The organism is Sivoneniella epilithica UHCC 1019, from assembly GCF_040830845.1.
Lineage (GTDB): Bacteria > Cyanobacteriota > Cyanobacteriia > Leptolyngbyales > Leptolyngbyaceae > ULC077BIN1.
In genome coordinates, this window is sequence record NZ_JBFPDP010000036.1 from 37023 (window position 1) to 55679 (window position 18657).

Annotated in this window: 21 protein-coding genes; 16 read left to right on the forward strand and 5 right to left on the reverse strand. The window is 47.1% G+C overall.

What is annotated here, in order from left to right; genetic code table 11:
* Positions 1–629 precede the first annotated feature (629 nt).
* The 8 genes from ileS (at position 630) to AB3R30_RS19160 (ending at position 7262) form a co-directional block, all read left to right on the forward strand.
* Positions 630–3599 (forward strand): isoleucine--tRNA ligase, encoded by a 2970-nt coding sequence (gene ileS, locus AB3R30_RS19125; protein WP_458650812.1) that lies wholly within the window; start codon positions 630–632, stop codon positions 3597–3599.
* 57 nt (positions 3600–3656) lie between these two features.
* On the forward strand, positions 3657–4382 hold the full coding sequence (locus tag AB3R30_RS19130; protein ID WP_458650813.1) for a GIY-YIG nuclease family protein: 726 nt from the start codon (positions 3657–3659) through the stop codon (positions 4380–4382).
* 49 nt (positions 4383–4431) lie between these two features.
* Entirely contained in the window at positions 4432–4653 is a 222-nt protein-coding gene (locus AB3R30_RS19135; protein WP_458650814.1) for a hypothetical protein, read from the forward strand.
* Positions 4650–5090: a type II toxin-antitoxin system VapC family toxin gene (locus AB3R30_RS19140; protein ID WP_458650815.1), complete on the forward strand. Its 441-nt coding sequence runs from the start codon at positions 4650–4652 to the stop codon at positions 5088–5090. Before AB3R30_RS19135 ends, AB3R30_RS19140 begins: the two co-directional genes overlap by 4 nt.
* 103 nt (positions 5091–5193) lie before the next feature.
* On the forward strand, positions 5194–5415 hold the full coding sequence (locus AB3R30_RS19145) for a type II toxin-antitoxin system HicB family antitoxin (RefSeq protein ID WP_458650816.1): 222 nt from the start codon (positions 5194–5196) through the stop codon (positions 5413–5415).
* Entirely contained in the window at positions 5405–5617 is a 213-nt protein-coding gene (locus tag AB3R30_RS19150) for a type II toxin-antitoxin system HicA family toxin (protein ID WP_458650817.1), read from the forward strand. The genes AB3R30_RS19145 and AB3R30_RS19150 overlap by 11 nt, the downstream gene beginning before the upstream one ends.
* A gap of 52 nt (positions 5618–5669) precedes the next feature.
* Entirely contained in the window at positions 5670–6449 is a 780-nt protein-coding gene (locus AB3R30_RS19155) for a class II glutamine amidotransferase (protein ID WP_458650818.1), read from the forward strand.
* Between the two features lie 60 nt (positions 6450–6509).
* A complete protein-coding gene (locus AB3R30_RS19160; RefSeq protein ID WP_458650819.1) occupies positions 6510–7262 on the forward strand; it encodes a HEAT repeat domain-containing protein in 753 nt (250 codons plus the stop codon).
* Positions 7263–7401: 139 nt separating this feature from the next.
* Here the strand turns inward: AB3R30_RS19160 and AB3R30_RS19165 are convergent, their stop codons facing one another.
* Positions 7402–8796: a hypothetical protein gene (locus AB3R30_RS19165; RefSeq protein WP_458650820.1), complete on the reverse strand. Its 1395-nt coding sequence runs from the start codon at positions 8794–8796 to the stop codon at positions 7402–7404.
* 217 nt (positions 8797–9013) lie between these two features.
* Between AB3R30_RS19165 and AB3R30_RS19170 the strand changes: the two genes are divergently transcribed.
* Positions 9014–9718 (forward strand): DUF2459 domain-containing protein, encoded by a 705-nt coding sequence (locus AB3R30_RS19170; RefSeq protein ID WP_458650821.1) that lies wholly within the window; start codon positions 9014–9016, stop codon positions 9716–9718.
* A gap of 149 nt (positions 9719–9867) precedes the next feature.
* Positions 9868–11217 (forward strand): acetyl-CoA carboxylase biotin carboxylase subunit, encoded by a 1350-nt coding sequence (gene accC / locus AB3R30_RS19175; RefSeq protein WP_458650822.1) that lies wholly within the window; start codon positions 9868–9870, stop codon positions 11215–11217.
* Here the strand turns inward: accC and AB3R30_RS19180 are convergent, their stop codons facing one another.
* Positions 11218–11511 carry a YggT family protein gene (locus tag AB3R30_RS19180; RefSeq protein WP_458650823.1) on the reverse strand — a complete coding sequence of 98 codons (294 nt, stop codon included), beginning with the start codon at positions 11509–11511 and terminating at the stop codon, positions 11218–11220.
* Between the two features lie 200 nt (positions 11512–11711).
* Here AB3R30_RS19180 and psbX point away from each other — a divergent pair, with 200 nt between their 5' ends.
* From psbX to AB3R30_RS19200, 4 genes are all read left to right on the forward strand, one after another.
* The gene (gene psbX, locus AB3R30_RS19185; protein WP_458650824.1) at positions 11712–11831 is read left to right on the forward strand and encodes a photosystem II reaction center protein PsbX; all 120 of its coding nucleotides are present in this window, start codon (positions 11712–11714) and stop codon (positions 11829–11831) included.
* Between the two features lie 276 nt (positions 11832–12107).
* The gene (locus tag AB3R30_RS19190; protein ID WP_458650825.1) at positions 12108–12902 is read left to right on the forward strand and encodes a Ycf66 family protein; all 795 of its coding nucleotides are present in this window, start codon (positions 12108–12110) and stop codon (positions 12900–12902) included.
* 287 nt (positions 12903–13189) lie between these two features.
* Positions 13190–13663 carry a TolB family protein gene (locus AB3R30_RS19195; RefSeq protein WP_458650826.1) on the forward strand — a complete coding sequence of 158 codons (474 nt, stop codon included), beginning with the start codon at positions 13190–13192 and terminating at the stop codon, positions 13661–13663.
* An 82-nt stretch (positions 13664–13745) separates the two neighbouring features.
* On the forward strand, positions 13746–14231 hold the full coding sequence (locus tag AB3R30_RS19200; RefSeq protein ID WP_458650827.1) for a TolB family protein: 486 nt from the start codon (positions 13746–13748) through the stop codon (positions 14229–14231).
* On the opposite strand, the gene AB3R30_RS19205 is transcribed toward AB3R30_RS19200, so the two are convergent.
* Both AB3R30_RS19205 and AB3R30_RS19210 read right to left on the reverse strand, forming a co-directional pair.
* The gene (locus AB3R30_RS19205; protein WP_458650828.1) at positions 14223–14426 is read right to left on the reverse strand and encodes a chlorophyll a/b-binding protein; all 204 of its coding nucleotides are present in this window, start codon (positions 14424–14426) and stop codon (positions 14223–14225) included. The two genes, AB3R30_RS19200 and AB3R30_RS19205, sit on opposite strands and share 9 nt — an antisense overlap.
* A 1-nt stretch (position 14427) precedes the next feature.
* Positions 14428–15501, reverse strand: coding sequence for a succinate dehydrogenase/fumarate reductase iron-sulfur subunit (locus tag AB3R30_RS19210; protein WP_458650829.1), 1074 nt, complete (start codon positions 15499–15501; stop codon positions 14428–14430).
* A gap of 595 nt (positions 15502–16096) precedes the next feature.
* On the opposite strand from AB3R30_RS19210, the gene AB3R30_RS19215 reads away from it, so the two are divergent.
* Together AB3R30_RS19215 and AB3R30_RS19220 are read left to right on the forward strand one after the other, a co-directional pair.
* The gene (locus AB3R30_RS19215; RefSeq protein WP_458650830.1) at positions 16097–16501 is read left to right on the forward strand and encodes an AbrB family transcriptional regulator; all 405 of its coding nucleotides are present in this window, start codon (positions 16097–16099) and stop codon (positions 16499–16501) included.
* 130 nt (positions 16502–16631) lie between these two features.
* Positions 16632–17444, forward strand: coding sequence for a CPBP family glutamic-type intramembrane protease (locus AB3R30_RS19220; RefSeq protein WP_458650831.1), 813 nt, complete (start codon positions 16632–16634; stop codon positions 17442–17444).
* 36 nt (positions 17445–17480) lie between these two features.
* On the opposite strand, the gene AB3R30_RS19225 is transcribed toward AB3R30_RS19220, so the two are convergent.
* Complete coding sequence (locus tag AB3R30_RS19225) at positions 17481–18224, reverse strand: DUF1868 domain-containing protein (protein WP_458650832.1); 744 nt, start codon at positions 18222–18224, stop codon at positions 17481–17483.
* Positions 18225–18657 lie beyond the last annotated feature (433 nt).

Below are 18657 nucleotides of genomic sequence, written 5' to 3' on the forward strand. Positions count from 1 at the left end.
TCCTTTTCAATCAAGACACTAGATTTTTAAGGAGACTTTATAGAGACTTTATGACTCTTCAGTCCAGCGATCATCCCCTCTTTAAAGTTTAGAAGTTTAGATGGATCTCTTTAAGACAGATGCTCTTTCAAGTAATTTCTAGTACAGCAGCTAGTCATTGTCATTGTCTTTGACTTCGTGATCACTAATTTCCTAAGTTTCTTCAGCGATGAAGAAGAGGAAAAATTTCTATTTAAATCCTACGACCTAGCTCATTTCAGTTCAAGTGAGTAGGCGATCGCTCCAGCAAAATTTGGACTCTACATCATCTCCACAAAGACAGAGGTCTGTACCTATTGATATAAACTTACTTATTGCTGATTCGCTCAAAGCCATCAAACAAGAAACAGAACGATGATTTGCCCAGCGATAAGTAGGCTGAAAACTTGTTGGGCGTGAACTTAATTCACCAATATTCATCTTAACTTTCAAACAAATGAGTTCTCCAGCTAACTTTAGTGATCAGGATTGATAAACTTGAAGCCTGTGAGCATTGTCCAAGATAATGGCTACATATCATTACAACAGGCGAGTTGTTATGCTACAAATACTACAAGCGCCTGTATTCCTTCAGAAAACTCATCTAAATCATGGCTGTAACCGAACCCGGATCGTATAAAGACACCGTTAACTTGCCCAAGACTCGCTTTGATATGCGGGCGAATGCTGTAAAGCGGGAACCTGAAATTCAGCAGTTTTGGGCAGAACACCAGATTTACGATCGCCTGTCGCGGGAAAATCCGGGTGATGTGTTTGTGCTACATGACGGTCCGCCCTATGCCAATGGATCGCTGCACATGGGGCACGCCATGAACAAGATTTTGAAAGATATCATCAACAAATATCAGTTGCTCAAAGGGCGCAAGGTGCGTTATGTGCCCGGTTGGGATTGTCACGGGTTGCCGATCGAGCTGAAGGTGCTGCAAGGAATGAAGCAGGAAGAACGGCGATCGCTGACTCCTTTGCAACTACGGCAAAAAGCCAAAGAGTTCGCGTTAAAAGCCGTGGATGAGCAGCGGGAAAGCTTCAAGCGCTATGGCGTGTGGGGCGATTGGGAAAATCCTTATCTAACGCTCACGCCTGAGTATGAAGCGGCGCAAATTAGCGTGTTTGGGCAAATGGTGCTGAATGGCTATATCTATCGTGGATTTAAGCCTGTGCATTGGAGTCCTAGTTCTAAAACGGCGCTGGCAGAAGCCGAACTGGAATATCCTGAAGGACACACCTCGCGATCGCTCTATGCTGCGTTTGAAGTCACCAGTCTGCCAGCCGCGCTGCAAATGCCGTTTGATCCGTTTTTGGGTGAATTGGGCGTTGCCATCTGGACGACTACTCCCTGGACAATTCCGGCAAACCTGGGCGTGAGCGTCAACCCAGAATTGGTTTACACCGTGGTGGAGGTTGGCGAGAATGCACCGGGACGGTTCAAATATCTGCTGGTTGCCCAAGATTTGGTCGATCGCCTCTCTGAAACGTTGGGCACAACCCTAACTCCCCAAGCTTCGGCAATGGGCAAAACCCTAGAGCATCTCACCTATCGCCATCCCTTGTGCGATCGCCAAAGTGAAGTGCTAATCGGCGGCGATTATGTCACCACCGATTCTGGAACGGGTTTAGTTCACACCGCGCCCGGTCATGGTCAAGAAGACTATCAAGTTGGGTTGCGCTACGGCTTGCCGATTCTGTCGCCGGTGGATGACGATGGCAACTTTACCGAAGAAGCTGGAATTTTTGCAGGGCTAAATGTGTTGGGTGACGGCAATAGCGCGGTAATTGAGGCATTACGTGAAGCCGGATCGCTGCTCAAAGAAGAACCCTATCTGCACAAATATCCTTACGATTGGCGCACCAAAAAGCCAACGATTTTTCGGGCAACGGAACAATGGTTTGCATCGGTCGAAGGCTTTCGGGATGAGGCATTGAAGGCGATCGCCGGGGTGCAATGGATTCCAGCCCAGGGCGAAAACCGGATCACGCCGATGGTTTCCGAGCGATCGGATTGGTGTATTTCTCGTCAGCGCAGTTGGGGCGTACCGATTCCCGTGTTTTACGACGAAGCCACTAACGAGCCATTGATGAACCAAGAGACGATCGCCCATGTGCAAGCGATCGTCGCTGAACATGGCTCCGATGCCTGGTGGTCACTCTCCAATGAGGAACTATTGCCCGAACCCTACCGCAGCAACGGCAAAACCTACCGCAAAGGCACCGACACAATGGACGTGTGGTTCGACTCCGGTTCATCCTGGGCGGCAGTATTAAAGAGTGATGAGTTCTCAGTTTTGAATTCTGAGTTATCAGAAAACTCAACACTCAAAACCCAAAACTTAAAACTTTCTTACCCCGCAGACATTTATCTGGAAGGCTCCGATCAACATCGCGGCTGGTTTCAATCGAGTTTGTTGACCAGCGTGGCGGTGAATGGACATGCGCCCTACAAAATCGTGCTGACTCATGGATTTGCTCTCGATGATCAGGGACGCAAAATGAGCAAATCTATTGGCAATATTGTTGATCCGGCTGGCATCATCAACGGTGGCAAAAACCAGAAAGAAGATCCTGCCTATGGTGCAGATGTGCTGCGGCTGTGGGCATCGTCGGTAGATTACACGTCTGATGTGCTGATTGGTAAAACGATCTTGAAGCAGTTGGGCGATGTGCGCGGCAAGATTCGCAATACTGCCCGGTTTTTGCTGGGCAACCTGCATGACTTTGATCCCGCTACAGATGCGGTGCCCTATGCCGACCTGCCAGAACTCGATCGCTATATGCTGCACCGGATCACCGAGGTTTTCAGCGATGTCACCGATGCCTTTGAAACCTTCCAGTTTTTCCGCTTTTTCCAAACGGTACAAAACTTTTGTGTCGTCGATCTGTCTAACTTTTACCTGGATATTGCCAAAGATCGGCTATACATCAGTGCCGAAAACTCACCGCGTCGCCGCAGTTGCCAAACGGTGATTTGGGTGGCGCTGGAAAACCTGGCACGGGCGATCGCGCCTGTTCTGTCTCACTTAGCTGAGGATATCTGGCAGTTTTTGCCCTATCCCACGCCCTACCAATCGGTGTTTGAAGCAGGCTGGTTGAACCTGGAACCTGAGTGGAACCAGCCGGAACTTGCCGAAAAATGGGTCAAAATCCGCGAGATTCGCACCGAAGTTAATAAAGTTTTGGAACAAGCCCGCACCGCTAAAGCGATCGGCTCTTCCTTAGAGGCAAAGCTGCTGCTGTATGTGGCAGACGCTAAACTGCGCGACACCTTACACGCTCTAAACCCAAACAACCACTCAAAACTCAAAATTCAAAACTCAAAACTCCCCAACCACGTCGATGAGTTGCGCTATCTCTTCCTTACTTCTCAAGTCGAGCTACTCGATTCCACGGATCGCCTAGCAGATGTCAAATATGCCGCTCAAACTGACGCGATCGCGATTGGCGTTGTCGATGCAAATGGGAAAAAGTGCGATCGCTGCTGGAACTACTCCACCCATGTCGGCGAATTTGAAGAGCATCCATTATTATGTGAACGATGTAACGAAGCGATCGCGGGAAACTTTTAATGCTCAAGCCTTCAAATACATTTTGCTTAACCAGTTTGTATAAGTAGAAAATGTCTTATGACTATGGGATACGTCTACTTGCTAGCCGAAACTGACGATGGTATCCAGCATACCGGACTTTACAAAATCGGCAAGACAACTCAAACAAGTGCCGCTCAACGTAAGAGACAGTATCAAGCTGGAAATGCTCGACCACTGGTTGTTGTACATGAAGAAGTAGTGTCCGATTGCCATAAGATCGAAGCAACTCTCAAACACTATTGGATAGAGCAGGGCAAACACTACTATTTTGAGGGCGGCGGTATTGAGTGGTTTCGTTTTGATTTAGATGATGTAGAAACTACAATCAACTTTATGAACGAATTTGCTTATCGTGAGCCTGCCTATTCTGAACCCGTATGTCATAAGCCTATTGATGAAAGTAACTATTCTGATGATTCTGAATTTCCTGTTGCTATTGTCTTGATTGCCTCAGTATTTCTGTTCGTTCTGGCAGCAGGTTTTAGTCAGTATTCTCCAAAACAAACAACGAGAACAAATGAGTCAAATTTTAACAACACTACAATAGGCAACCCTTATCAGGTTCGGTGTATTCGAGGATATCCCGATGTCAATCTGAGAGCGAGTCCATCACTTAATGCACCTATTAAGGATGTTCTTCAATGTGATACTGCAACTGTTATTGTTACAGGTGAGCCAATAGCAACCGATGATTATTGGTATCCAGTTCGCACATCAAAAGGTATGACAGGATACATTGCGAAAGTTGCTATAGATCCATAGAAATAATTAGTAATAAAGATGTAGGGAAACTTTTAGTAGGAGATTGAAAATGACGGCTCAAAAAGTGGCAGATATGACAGTTGAAGATTTAAGGGTGCTAATTGTGAAAACCGTAGGTGAGCAGTTTCCGCAGTTACGGTTTCAGCGTCCACCAAGCAAGCGCTCTGTAGCAGAAATTCTGGAGTCGATCGAACGTCATCGTTGGACTCCCCCACCTGGCTCTCCCACAATGACAGAACTTTTGCGAGAAGATAGGGATCATCGACAATGACTCGATATGTGGTTGATGCTAGTGTAATCATTCAAGCGTTGATTGCTCAATCCTATACGACAGAGGCAACTGCATTAGTAGCAAGCATCCCCCAAACAAACCAGATACATATTCCAGAATTTTGTTTGCTGGAATGTGCCAATGTTCTTTGGAAACAAGTACGCTTTCAAAAAATTTTGAAGGTGGATGCAGCCCAGTTGTTACTCGATCTCCTAGACCTTCCACTTGTTTCTGTTCCAGTTCTAAACCTTTTACCCACAGCATTAGAAATCGGATTGGCGCATCAGCTAGCGGTTTATGATTCGCTGTATATTGCATTGGCGTTGAGTTTGAATTGTCCCTTGGTGACAGTAGACGATCGCCAGTTGCAAGCCGCGATCGCCCAGAATACCGCGATCGCACTCATCACCGATTTCTCTGCTGTCTCACCTGGTTAGCGTATCTCTAAGCATAATTTCTAGAACTATCAAGTTTTAGATCAAGGTAACGGGGTATATGCTGGAACTGAATTGCTACTCAGCGTCTTTTTGAGTTTCTGCCATGAAGTCTCTACAAGATTACACAACGGTTGTGCGCCCCGACAGCAATAGTACATTTGTTGCTTATGTTCCTGCCATAGCAGGATGCCATGCTTGGGGAGCAACACCCGATGAGGCAAGGGCAGAACTAGTCAATGTGTTTGAAATGATTCAAGAGGAATATTTAGAAGCAGGAAAATTGCTGCCACGGGATGTGGAGTTGGTCATTGCCAATGGCAGCTAAAGCTAGTGAGTTAGAGAAAGTGGCTCGAAAGCTGGGATTTGAAAAGGTACGCCAGAAAGGAAGTCATGCACGCTGGAAACATACTGATGGGCGATCGACTACCATTCCAATTCATGGCAAGGCTGAAATGGGTAGCTGGTTGTTTTACGAGATTTTGAAACAGCTTGGTATTACAGAGGAAGAATTTGAAGAGTTGCGATAGAAAAGGGCGAGCATTGTACTAATTCATCGTTGAGTGATTGAGTTGCTTACTTATGTGTCAACTGTTGGGGATGAACTGCAATGTACCAACCGACATCTGCTTTTCGTTTGAGGGGTTTGCAGCACGGGGCGGCAAAACGGATGAACACCGCGATGGCTGGGGTATTGCCTTTTTTGAAGGCTTGGGTTGCCGGATATTTTTAGATGAAAAACCCGCGATCGCGTCTCCCGTTGCTGAATTGGTGCAGCGCTACCCAATCAAATCCAAACATGTGATCGCCCATATTCGCAAAGCCACCCACGGCGGCATTGCCCTCGAAAACTGCCACCCCTTTCAACGAGAACTGTGGGGACGCTACTGGGCGTTTGCCCACAACGGCAATTTGGATAATTTAGTGTACGAGCCGGGAACTTACTACCGTCCTGTGGGGCAAACCGACAGTGAGCAGGCATTTTGCAGGATTTTGGAAACCTTGCGCCAGCACTTTCCACTGGAAAAGCCGCCTCTCGACCAACTCTATCCTGTGCTGAACAGCATCACTCAAGTTCTTGCCACCGCTGGAATTTTCAATTATTTGCTGTCGGATGGCGAACACTTTTTTGCCCACTGCACCACCAAACTTTGCTACATCGTGCGGCGATCGCCCTTTGCCGCTGCCCATTTAATTGATGAGGATGTCACCGTAGATTTTCAAGAGTTGACCTGCCCCAGCGATCGCGTTGCCATTATTGCCACCACGCCCCTGACCGATAACGAAATCTGGACAATGATTTCACCGGGAGAACTGCTCGTCTTTCAAGATGGCATCCCCTTGATGCAATACTCAGAATAAAGTGAGCGAGATCGGTGACGGGGTTTCTGTTAAACGACTTCATCCTGCTAAAGTTGATGTATGTACGACGAAGACGATGAACTAATTCTCCTGACGGAGGATGAGCTAGAAAGCCCACTGGATAAGCTAGAGCCGCTGGATGAATCAGCGCCACAGCTTGATCCGGAGGAAATGTTGCGGTTGCTGGAATCGGCGGAACCGAACCAGCGAATGCTGGCAGCACGAGCATTTTGTGATCTGCAAGACGAAAGGGCGATTCCTCATTTAATTCGGTTGATCCAAGACGGCTGTCCATTGGTGCGGGTGAGTGCGGCTTATGGGTTGGGGCGCAATCCGAGTCATGATGCAGTCGAGCCGCTGATTGCTCAGTGCAACAACGATTGGAATGGCTATGTGCGAAAGGGCGCAGTTTGGGCGTTGGGCAATTGTCGCGATCGCCGCGCTTTGCCGACTCTGATTGATGCACTAAAAACCGACATTTCGGCGGTGCGACTGTGGGCGGCTAGTTCGCTGGCGCAAATGGCATCCGTGGATTATGAATCGGTCATTGCTGCGATTCCACCGCTGATTGAGGCGATGCGGCTTGATCCGATCGCAGCAGTACGAAGTAACTGTGCCTGGTCAGTGGGGCTATTGTGCCGTGAGTTACCGTCGAATGTGGTGTATGCAACTGCGATCGATGCTTTACTAGAAACCATTGTGGAAGACGAAGATCTGGGCGTAAGGGAAGATGCCAGAGCTTCTTTGTTGCGAGTTGGCGATCCCCGTGGGTTGCAGTTGATTGAAGATTTGGAGCAGGAAGGTTTTTTATAAGAGTGCTGGGTGCGGTGTACGGAGGGTGGAGTAAAAGTTTTGAGTTTTGTTCGCGTAGCGTCTCCGTAGGAGATATTTTGAGTTTTTCAACTTAGGCTAAACCCCAAACTCTGAACCCTGAACTCTACGCCTGGGAACCTTATTTAGTCAGATAGTCGTAGGTTTCGATCATTTTCTTGATCGTTTTTTGATGTTTACGGGTAATTTCAGGCGGTGCAAAATCGGAGCGGGGATTTATCACCGTTTCACCAATCATGTCTTGGGCTTGACGGTTGATGGAGTCTAACAGTTCATCCAGGCTGGTGAAACTTTCGGCGGCGATCTCGTTGAGGGTTTGCAGCGGATTATTTTCCTGGGCGATCGCTCTGAGTGCCTGAAACTCATAGTTTAAAAGCTGCACCATGAAGTTTGTCCATGGGTCAGACAGAGTATCCGCATCGTCTTTTGGCGTTGGCAATGAATCTTTAGGCGGATCTTTGGACGGATGAGGTGAAGCAGATTTTACAGGATTGGGAGAACTAGCAGGCTGTGGCGTTATTTCAGATCGACTCTTGGTTTTAGAGGAGTGTGATTTGGGGGAATCCGCTAGTTTTTTGGTGTCAGGCTTTTGGATAATATCTTTTGGGATTGGGTCTTGCAGCCTGTCTTGAGCGTGTTGATGCTGTTGTTTTAGTAAAGCAATGGTCTGATCAAGTGCCTCTTTTTCGTGTTGGCGATCGCTCACTTGAGTGTCTAGCTGCTGCAATTCGGTTTGTAGAGCAGTCACTTGAGTTTGTAGCTGCTGCAACGCTTTTTGCAGTGGATTCGCGCCAGTCTCTAGCTCTTGCTTTTTCGTTGCCACATAGGAAATATAGTCATCTAATTCAGCCCGACACTGTTCCAAGTCGTTGATATCCGCTTGTAGCTGTTGAGTGTTAGCAACGATTGTTTGTTTCTGTTGTGAGAGGTGATTAATTTCTTGTACTAACTGATCGCGAAATTGGCGATTCTCCGCTGTTTGAGCGTTTAACTGGTTCAATTCTGTCTGTAAATTATTCAGACTGGCAGTAATTTTTTGCTTGGTTGCGGCTGCCTCGGCTAAAAATTGTCGCAACTCGGCTTCTGCGGCTTTGATCGAATCGGAAGCTGTCATTTCTTCCGGGGGATGTATTGGTGATTCAACTGCATGGGTCGGCATTAAATCCCAGCTAACCCCTCTAGCAGATGGCATTTCGGCTTGGCGCGATTCCAGGTTACCCTGCATGACGGCAAGTGATCGCGCAACTCGCTCTTGTTCAGCTTCCAGTTCCAACAGAACTTGCTGTTCGGCGGCTCGATGGTGCTGCAATGTGCGAATTTGATGTTTAAGCTGGGTAATGCGGCTGTCAATGGCGTGATTACGATACCAATTGACGGCGGCGGCAGTTCCCCACGCGATCGCCAGCCCTGTCAAACCTGCCGCGATCGCACTCCCCCAATCGCGATTTATCAACAGATTGATGCTAAAGCTTGCCGCGAAAGCAATCGATCCCAGCAGTAACCAAGGGTTCAACATAAGTGGAAGATCTGCATCATTTATTCGGCAGCGAGATTAGCTTTATGGTAAGCCTCTTTTTGTCAAAGGCGATCGGATTAATGGCGAATGACGAGTGGCGAATGACGAGTGGCGAATGTTGAGTTCGTCCTTCTGCATTCGTCTTTCTGCATTCGTTTCCATTCGTCCTTCGTCATTTCACAAGGTGCTAGGGTAGCGATAGCATCTGGGTAGAGGTATGAATTGTAAAAATATTTTACGTAAAGGACTCGTGTATTTCGGGACGGGTACTTTGGCGGCAGGTGTAGTTTTGGCGATCGCGGTTCTCACACCGCGCAGATGGAGTTTTGATCAGCGAGAGCCGTGTGAATTTACCGTTTACCTGTCCAGTGATGGCTTCCATACCAACTTGTTTGTTCCCACTAAAACGGCAGTACATGACTGGACGCGAAACACTTTGGGCTTAGCGGGTGAATTTTCGGCAAGCGATCGCTATGTGCAGTTTGGCTGGGGCGATCGCCGTTTTTATATGGAAACGCCCGCTTGGGATCAGGTCAACCCGCTAGAAGCGGTGCGCGCCCTGTTTTTTTGGCAGAACCCCACGGCAATGTTTGTTAAAGGTCATGCGACTCTTCCCCGCTTTACTAACGAAGCGTTGAAATGTGTACGCTTGGGCAAAACCGATTATTTAGCGATGATGACTTTTATCGATCGCTCCTTTCAAACCAATCCCCAAGGACAAAAACAACGCTTGGGCAGTGGTCAAGATCAGCAAAGTGGTTTCTACGCTGCCACTGGATATTACTCCCTACTCAACACTTGCAACTCTTGGACAGCAAACGCGCTTCAGGCTGCCAACGTTAATACGCCGCTTTGGAGCGGACTTGCCCAGCCAATCATGAAGCATCTCCGGAATGGATGTACTTGCGATGTTAAGAAGTGATCGAGAGATGAAAAGATAAAAGAGTGAGAATCGTTCAACGCCAAATTTTGAACGCTATCCCCTTTTCGATAAACTTGATCTCCTGCCTACTTTCAGCCTGTCTCCAGAACCGTCTATTCTACTGATTACGGAATCAACGACTATAAAAGATGCAATTTTCAAAAATTTTAATTGCGAATCGAGGCGAGATCGCCCTGCGAATTCTCCGCACCTGTGAGGAGCTAGGGATTGCCACCGTTGCGGTTCATTCCACGATCGATCGCCATTCGCTGCATGTTCAATTGGCAGATGAAGCCGTTTGTATTGGCGAACCTGCCAGCATTAAAAGCTACTTGAATATTCCCAACATTATCGCAGCCGCGCTCACCCGCAACGCTACGGCAATTCATCCCGGCTATGGTTTCTTGGCAGAAAATGCCCGGTTTGCCGAAATCTGCGCCGATCATCAGATTGCTTTTATTGGTCCATCGCCTGAATCGATTCGGTCAATGGGGGATAAGTCAACGGCTAAAAAAACCATGCAAGCGGTGGGGGTGCCAACGGTTCCGGGGAGCGAAGGACTGGTGCTAGATGAAGGGGAAGCACGGGCGATCGCCCGCACCATGGGATACCCCGTGTTGATCAAAGCGACAGCTGGGGGCGGTGGGCGTGGAATGCGACTGGTTAAGGAAGATAGCGAACTGGGTGCCTTATTTGCAGCGGCTCAAGGGGAAGCAGAGGCTGCTTTTGGCAACTCTGGAGTCTATGTGGAAAAGTTTGTCCAAAAGCCGCGCCACATTGAGTTTCAAATTTTGGCAGACAGCTACGGTAACGTGATTCACTTAGGCGAGCGGGAATGCTCCATTCAGCGCCGTCACCAAAAGCTGTTGGAAGAAGCGCCTAGTACTGCTCTGACCCCTGAACTGCGGCAAAAAATGGGTGAGGCGGCTGTTTTAGCTGCGAAGTCAATTAATTACGTGGGTGCCGGAACGGTGGAGTTTTTGCTCGATCAATCTGGCGACTTTTACTTTATGGAAATGAATACTCGCATCCAGGTAGAGCATCCGGTGACTGAGATGATCACGGGACTCGATCTGATCGCTGAGCAAATTCGGATTGCCCAAGGTGAACGCCTCGGTTTGACTCAAGATCAAGTGAGATTGCATGGGCACGCGATCGAATGCCGAATTAATGCTGAAGATCCCGATCAAAATTTTCGCCCCCATCCCGGACGAATTAGCGGCTATCTCCCGCCCAGCGGTCCGGGTGTCCGAATGGATTCCCACGTTTACACAGACTATGAGATTCCGCCCTATTACGATTCGCTGATTGGCAAAATTATTGTGTGGGGCAGCGATCGCCCTGCGGCTATTCGGCGAATGCGTCGCGCCCTCCGAGAATGTGCCATCACCGGGCTGCCCACTACGATTAACTTTCATCAACGCATCCTCGAAACCCCTGAATTTCAACAAGGAGATGTCTATACCAATTTTGTCGAGCAGGTGATGAGTAAACGCTGACTAGCCGATGTGATTCATCATCGTTAACAATCCTTGCTGTCCTAATAAGATTTCTCGAATCAAACTAAAAATCCCGACCCAAACAATGGGCGTAATATCTACGCCTCCAATGGGAGAGACAATTTTGCGAGAGGGTGCCAGCAGTGGTTCTGTTAGCGCGTTAACGACATTCAGTGGAAATCGGCTTAAGTTTACTTGAGGATACCAAGTCAACACGATCCGAAAAATGAACAAGAATATCATGAGTGCCAGAATAGGACTCAAAATCAGAGCAGTCAAAGCAGCAGCCGTCATGGATCAATTACTTATGGATGGGAATAGGAATAACCTCTTGTGATCTTAACGGGATTCGCTAGTATTCTGATAGCTATAGGTTTTAAAAATGGCGTTGCGATCGCGCTAGCAATAAACAATTTGCTAAACCGCTTCTCAAGCGTGTAACAGACCATTAAAATAAGCAATAAAGCGTTGTTAATAATCAATCGAGGGATCACATGACTTCTTCACTAACCAATTTTCTGTTAAGTTTACTCGCTGGCGCAGTGGTTATTCTTATTCCTGCGACTGTGGCGCTGCTGTTTATCAGCCAAAAAGATAAGGTTCAGCGCTTCTAAACGCCTATTTCAGATGCGATCGCTCATTTTAACCTTGTTAAGCCTTGACTGATTACCAGAAAACTGTCTATCTCAGGGCATTTGGCAATCATTCGAGGCTTACTTTTCCTGATTTTGTTAGCTCTTTTAAGATCGATCGCGCTACATCGCCGTAAAACACCGTTAAACTAAAGTGCTAAATTGAACTATTAAACTGAGAGTATGGCGATCGCCCTAGTTTATTGAAGATTTTGGGCATAGCTCGCTAACATAGGACGTACTTATGAGAGGTTTTCGATGGTAAACGTAGGGCTGAATTGGAGCAGTGTTTTAGGGGTAACGCTGGCTGCATCAGGCTTAGCTCTGTACTTTCTGCGCTCCATGCGTCCCAAACTGGCGCGTGACCACGATATCTTTTTCGCGGCGGTTGCTTTGCTTTGTGGCGGTATCCTCTTTTTTCAAGGGTGGCGACAAGACCCCATTCTGCAATTTGGGCAGTTTTTGCTAACTGGGTCTGCCGTATTTTTTGCAGTAGAAAGTATACGGCTGCGCGGTGTGGCAACAGAACAAGCCCGCCGAACTGCCCCGATTGTGGATGAAGAGCGGTCAGTTAGTCGAACGTATCGAGCAGAATTAGATGATTTAGAAACTCTAGACGATCGCCCGACAACTCGACGAATCCGAGGAACAAGGGACACCCGCCCTAACCGTGATGAGTATGACGAAGGCGCTCGTCGTCGTCCTAATAGTCGTCCTAGTGCAGACGATCGCGCTAGCACTACCACGAGCGATCGCTCCCGTCGTCGTCCTTCGCGCCCCCCTGGTGAACCTATTGATACGTCGGACTCGTTTTATGGCGATACTTATGGCGACGAACCCATCCCCGATTCTAGACGGCGCACTCGCAGCAATGGGGCTTCCCGTCCTAGCAATTCCTCTGGGGACGTAGCCAAGCCTAGGCGATCCCGTCCTCCTGAACAAGACTCACCCCGTCGCCCTCGCAACGAAGAAACCGTTTCCCCTTCGGCGGAATATGTAGACTATCGCCCAATTGAAAATGATGACGAAGCAGATAATTGGAACGATGAGTAGACCAAAAAATCTGGCATTGCTGAATGCAGACATGATTTTCATTTGTAGGGGTAGCGCCTTGTGCCTATCTTTGCTGGGATAGGGGCAACCACAAGGGATTGCCCCTACAAATTTTATATCTAGATTCAGCAACGCCGGAAATCTAGTTAAAGTCTAACCGTGCTATTTGAGATCGTGCTGTTTGAGTTTGCAATGGTTCGTTGATCACTATGGCGATCGCCTATGAATACTTATTAAAGAGGGCACAGCATCGATGGTTGATACTCTTCGTCTATAGCTGTTTGGGTATGGTGACTGGTTGCTCTGTCGAAACAACAGCAATTAGCCCTGGTGAACTGAATAGTCAATTTAATGATGAACAGCCAGCCCTAAGCGGAGACGGGCGTTTTGTGGCATTGGTTTCCAATCGAGAGGGCACTCGGTCTATTTTGCTCTATGACTTACGCAACAAGCAGTATTTGAACCTGCCTCGCCTCAACCGACGAGACGCGATCGCAGAATCTCCCAGCCTCAGCACGACCGGGCGCTACATTACTTACATTGCCAGCGATAGTGCTAGACCCGAAATTGAGTTGTACGATCGAGCCACCCAACAAGTTCAAATTTTGACCCTTGGATATCGGGGATGGTTTCGCAATCCAAAAATTAGCCCCGATGGTCGCTATATCGCATTTGAAACAGGCAATCGTGGACAGTGGGATATTGAAGTCCTCGATCGCGGTGCTGGTATTGAACTTGATATTTCCGACTATCGCCGATAACCTGTTTCCTCTTCGCTTATTGCCTCTTACCCCTTGCCCCTTGCCTTTCATAGTGAAACCTTTCGTCTGGTCAATCGGAATTTTGGCACTATCGCTAAGTGGTTGTGCAACGACTCGATCGCTCAATTTTCCATTTGATCCAGGTGGGCGCAGTTTAAACAGTCCGTTTGCGGAGATTCAGCCCGCGATCGCGGGACGATACATTGTGTTTGCCTCCGATCGCCGAGGGAGTCAAGATATTTATTTATATGACATGATTGGGCGAAACCTGGTGGAAGTTCCCGGACTGAATACCCTGGATATGATTGAATCCAATCCAGTGATTTCTGAAAATGGTCGCTACATTGCTTATGTAGGTACAAGGGGTGGGGTCACCGATATTTATCTCTACGATCGCGACACTCGCCAAGCCCGAAACTTGACTGAAAGCCTGAAAGCAGAAGTTCGTAACCCCAGCATCAGCGCTGATGGCAACGCGATCGCCTTTCAATCGAGCGTCAATGGACAGTGGGATATTGTAATTCTCAATCGCTTTGGGCAAGCGATCGCTCAGCCTACCTCACCGTAATCCCAGCCAGGTTAAGAGATTCTGTTGAGTAAAAACTTCTATCAGCAGCAGCACCACAAACCCCAGCATGGCAAATCGTCCATTGATTTGCTCGGCATACGCTGTCCAACCAAACGCAGGCTCTGGCTGATTGAAAGGTTCAGGTTTTTTGTCAGCTTTATTCTTCTCAACTTCACTTTTTACAGATTCATTCATGTTAGCCTCCGGTCGGTTCAGGGGTTTCAGATGTTAGGGTCACCTGCTGAGATTTATCTAGGCTTTTGACTGACTCAATCAGCGATCGCACGTTTTCTGCACCTGCCGAGGGTTCAAATCCCAAAGGAAATTTGCGCTTTACGATCATTCGCAATCCCAAAGGCGCTAAGCTCATCAAGCCCTGCAAATCTCGAAAAGAATTTCCCACGACTTTCAAGCCAAACTCCTGTTCATTAATCCAGCCTCCTTTTTTCACCAGATCAATCAACACTTTGCGATGGCGAATTGATCGGCTGGATTGGGCATTGAATTGTGCGTCAGTCCGCTCCAAAATTTCTGATTTGATTTTGCTAATTTGCTCCATCGGCGCAACTTCCATCGGACAAACCGCATTGCAATGATAACAGCGGGTACAGCCCCAAACGCCATCCGTGCTGTGATTATATTTTTCCAGCCGTGTTTCTGTCGTTTGATCACGGGAATCTGCAACCATCCGATAGGCTTTTGCCAAAGCATGGGGACCCACAAAACCAGGGTTGACCTCGCGGGCATTGCATTCCGAGTAGCAAGCTCCACACATAATACAGTTGCCGGTCTGGTTGAGCCGCGATCGCTCCTCTGGGGTTTGCAAAAACTCTCGTTCGGGCACCTGCCGCGCCGCCGTGCTGACATAGGGATCAACCGCCTTCAGATTATCCCAAAACCCTTTCATATCTACCACTAAATCTTTAATCACTGGCATATTTCCTAGCGGTGCCAAGGCGATCGTCGGAATGGAAGCCGCCGCGTTGTCGTCGGTCTGTTCTCCAAAAGGAACTGCTTGCTCTAACCGTGCTAACTCACTGCCCACATTTTCCTTACAGGCAAGCGCCGATCGCCCATTAATCCGCATAGTACAGCTACCACAAATTGTGTTTCGGCAGTTTTTCCGAAAAGCTAGCGTGCCGTCTTGCTCCCATTTAATCCGGTTAATGCATTCCAAGATTGTGTTGCTTGGCTCGGCTTCTAAGTGATATTCCTGAATTCTAGGAACAGCACCCGGTTGTTGCCGAATTACTTTAAAGATGACGTGCATTTTCAGTTAAAAAGAAATTTTTGATGGATTAGAAAAACTCTCAATACCTTCTAGCGTAACGATAAATGGATCTTCTTTTATAAAGCTTAAGCCGAATTTCTGACTGGGTTCAAGATGGCAAAAAAGAAAAGTTCAACAGTTTTGGGTAAAGTAACTGCTTGTATCAATAGTAGAAGCGTGATTTTTCAGGTGCGATCGCATTTGTCAAATCTAAATTTTTAGAGATATCGCTTATGGATTTTCCAATAGAATAGCTTTTCGGAGGCTAGCAATCAAAAATTTATGAGAAATGCCTTTAATCTGCATTAATTTAATATTTGATACAGCTTACCAAGCTTTTTGGCATCTCAGAAATTTCTCAAATGGATCTCAAATGAGGAGGAAAGTATTGTTCCGTTTGGTTGATTCTCCTCCTAGCTAGTTTTAATTCGTGCGATTCTTGATAAGATATGACAATATTTAAAGAATATTAGTAATGAAAATATTATGCAATTCTTGTCCAGATAGAGAGGGCTAAGGATATATTTTTGATAGTGTTAAATATAGACTTATTTGTCTATCCTCGCCCTAAAGCTTTTAGGATATTTGGGAACAAATGGCAGATACACAGACCGCTCCACTTACCGGAAAAGCCTTACTTCAAAAGGTAAAAGAACTCTCCCATCTGCCGCGCCGAGAAACCGCAAAGCGATGTGGATATTATACGGTTACCAAAAACGACCAAACGCGGGTTAAGTTAACAGATTTTTATCATGCGTTGATTGCTGCACAAGGACTATCGCTTGATCCAGAAGGCACAAAAGATGGGCGCGGGCGAGAGCCAACCTATCGCGTTAGTGTGCATAAAAATGGTCAAATTGTGATTGGGGCAGCCTACACTCAATCCATGGGATTAAAAACGGGTGATGAGTTTGAGATTAAACTTGGGTACAAGCATATTCGGCTTGTCCAGCTAGATTCTAATGAAAGTAGCGGCACTAGTGCCGATGAAGAAGATTAATATTGCTGGTAATGTCTGGATTTTCTATTCAGACATTATTGGGTTTTTCTCTACAGTCCCACTCAACGTTTCAAGTAATTTCTATGAGCCGACTGATGCCATCTGAACAGTGAGTTTATGATATTTCCTTGTGAGCATTGAACAGTTTTTTTTCAACTCTCGACTAGCGATTGCTGCTTTTTTTGGGTTGTGGGTGATGCTTTGGCTGCCGATCGCGATTCCCTTAGCAATCGCTTTAAAGTGGCACCCGCCCCAACCGCCTACGATGCAGCAAAAACTGCCGTTAGTTGCCTCACTGTATGCGATCGCGCCCCTCATTTTATGGGGATTTGCCCATTTCCAGCAACAGCCTTTTTCTATCTATGGATTTGTTTGGAATGTTCACCTTCTAAGCTCCGTTTTAGGTGGATTTGGCATCGCAATTTTAGGGTTATTCAGTCTCTATGGAGTCCTCAAAACCCTAGGATGGCTAGCATGGAATTCTAATCACACTCCTGCTTTATTAGCCGCATTGTTGCCAACGTTGGGCATTGCTTTGTGGATTAGCACCACAGAAGAACTCGTTTTTCGCGGTTTTTTGCAAAATCAACTTCAGAGTGACTATCCTTTAGCGATCTCCGCGATAATTTCTAGCGCCATTTTCGCCCTATTGCATCTAGTGTGGGACGGCAAAGAGGCGTTGCCGCAACTAGCAGGATTGTGGCTACTAGGTCTGGTTTTAGTGCTAGCACGTTGGCTAGATGACGGCAGTTTAGGACTGGCGATCGGGCTTCATGCTGGCTGGGTTTGGGGAATTGCCAGTTTGGATACCGCCCAAATTTTGGAGTATCCAAACCGTAACTTGGGCTGGGTGACAGGAAACGGCAAGCCATTAGCAGGACTATTTGGTGTCTTGCTGCTGCTTATGACTGGAGGGATACTGTGGGCGATCGCCGTTCCATAGCCAACCATCACTCATTCCTAGATCAAAATCTGAGACTTAAAACTTAAAAGTTGCCCAATCCTCTTCTCGATAGTAGTGACTCATATCATCAAACTTATAAAGCTCTGCTTGATGCACTTTAAATACTTGAGGCGTTTCTACGACCCACGGCTGGTTTAAGTTAACCAAGCGATCGCCAAGTTGCATACGCTTTTCTGGCGAGGGCACAGACCCAAAATATCCCAGAGTAATATGGGGCGTGAAATAATACTGCTGCTCAATTCCTAAACCCATCAAAGGATGATTTTGGTAAATTGCCCTGCGAAATTTCAAAATACGCTCATAGGAGATTTCATCGACCGGAGCCAGACAAACACCGATTGAGCGGGGCATTAGCATCAAGCCCAACACTTGAAACGGAATAGGCTTGCCTTCACTAATGGGCTGACACGCTTGAAAAATCTGAGCAATTTGAGCTTGCAATTGAGGTTCAAATGCTGGATCTTCCTTCGCATGACGATAAGCACTATCCCAGAGTAAATCTGCTAGGGTCAGATGAAAGCTCTCAGGCGGAACAGGCGCAAAAACGGTTTCCCCAAATTCGTTAACCAAATCAGTTTGAGACTTTTCTAATAAGTCATACAGCGCTTGGTTCTCTGGAGATTCATTTCCTTTTGAGGGCGTAATGATGCTGTAACCAGGAAAGTTGGTCGGCACAAACCCTTGATCAGGATGCGGTTCAAACTTAGGGGATTCCTGGATATTCTGCAACTGAGTACGATATGCGTCTAGCAGAGTCATACGCATCGCCCGATTTAGGTAAGTCTGAAAATTTTCGTCCAATTCCTAAATACCTCATTAAGGTAACTTGATCGACTTTATGAGTATGCAAAGGATAATCGCTGATTTATCCATATGGGTTGTTCATATCATCGCTGTTCACATCATCGCTGAAATATAGCATCCTGAATCAATAATTGATTAGCATTGCTCAGCCTAAGATGTCATAACAATACTTCGGATAGTCTTTGTGAAAATGCTGAAAACCTTTGCCACGCCATTAATTGTGACCCTCATCCTAAATCCCTCTCCCAGAGCAGGAGAGGGACTTCAATCTATCTCCCCTTCTACCTTTTTGGGAGAAGGGGTTAGGGGATGTAGATGCTGTCTTGAAAGTCAAGGGGTAGTGGTGAGGAAGTTGGGGTCAAATGGACGATTCGACTTCAGTATTCCA

What these genes read in the sequence shown, in the direction of transcription:
- AB3R30_RS19190 (WP_458650825.1), top strand. Translation starts at nt 12,108, where the DNA reads ATGGTAAACGTAGGGCTGAATTGGAGCAGTGTTTTAGGGGTAACGCTG.
- ileS (WP_458650812.1), top strand. Translation starts at nt 630, where the DNA reads ATGGCTGTAACCGAACCCGGATCGTATAAAGACACCGTTAACTTGCCC.
- AB3R30_RS19180 (WP_458650823.1), bottom strand. Translation starts at nt 11,511, where the DNA reads ATGACGGCTGCTGCTTTGACTGCTCTGATTTTGAGTCCTATTCTGGCA.
- AB3R30_RS19165 (WP_458650820.1), bottom strand. Translation starts at nt 8,796, where the DNA reads ATGTTGAACCCTTGGTTACTGCTGGGATCGATTGCTTTCGCGGCAAGC.
- AB3R30_RS19225 (WP_458650832.1), bottom strand. Translation starts at nt 18,224, where the DNA reads ATGACTCTGCTAGACGCATATCGTACTCAGTTGCAGAATATCCAGGAA.
- AB3R30_RS19135 (WP_458650814.1), top strand. Translation starts at nt 4,432, where the DNA reads ATGACGGCTCAAAAAGTGGCAGATATGACAGTTGAAGATTTAAGGGTG.
- accC (WP_458650822.1), top strand. Translation starts at nt 9,868, where the DNA reads ATGCAATTTTCAAAAATTTTAATTGCGAATCGAGGCGAGATCGCCCTG.
- AB3R30_RS19160 (WP_458650819.1), top strand. Translation starts at nt 6,510, where the DNA reads ATGTACGACGAAGACGATGAACTAATTCTCCTGACGGAGGATGAGCTA.
- psbX (WP_458650824.1), top strand. Translation starts at nt 11,712, where the DNA reads ATGACTTCTTCACTAACCAATTTTCTGTTAAGTTTACTCGCTGGCGCA.
- AB3R30_RS19215 (WP_458650830.1), top strand. Translation starts at nt 16,097, where the DNA reads ATGGCAGATACACAGACCGCTCCACTTACCGGAAAAGCCTTACTTCAA.
- AB3R30_RS19130 (WP_458650813.1), top strand. Translation starts at nt 3,657, where the DNA reads ATGACTATGGGATACGTCTACTTGCTAGCCGAAACTGACGATGGTATC.
- AB3R30_RS19150 (WP_458650817.1), top strand. Translation starts at nt 5,405, where the DNA reads ATGGCAGCTAAAGCTAGTGAGTTAGAGAAAGTGGCTCGAAAGCTGGGA.
- AB3R30_RS19140 (WP_458650815.1), top strand. Translation starts at nt 4,650, where the DNA reads ATGACTCGATATGTGGTTGATGCTAGTGTAATCATTCAAGCGTTGATT.
- AB3R30_RS19195 (WP_458650826.1), top strand. Translation starts at nt 13,190, where the DNA reads ATGGTGACTGGTTGCTCTGTCGAAACAACAGCAATTAGCCCTGGTGAA.
- AB3R30_RS19155 (WP_458650818.1), top strand. Translation starts at nt 5,670, where the DNA reads ATGTGTCAACTGTTGGGGATGAACTGCAATGTACCAACCGACATCTGC.
- AB3R30_RS19205 (WP_458650828.1), bottom strand. Translation starts at nt 14,426, where the DNA reads ATGAATGAATCTGTAAAAAGTGAAGTTGAGAAGAATAAAGCTGACAAA.
- AB3R30_RS19145 (WP_458650816.1), top strand. Translation starts at nt 5,194, where the DNA reads ATGAAGTCTCTACAAGATTACACAACGGTTGTGCGCCCCGACAGCAAT.
- AB3R30_RS19210 (WP_458650829.1), bottom strand. Translation starts at nt 15,501, where the DNA reads ATGCACGTCATCTTTAAAGTAATTCGGCAACAACCGGGTGCTGTTCCT.
- AB3R30_RS19170 (WP_458650821.1), top strand. Translation starts at nt 9,014, where the DNA reads ATGAATTGTAAAAATATTTTACGTAAAGGACTCGTGTATTTCGGGACG.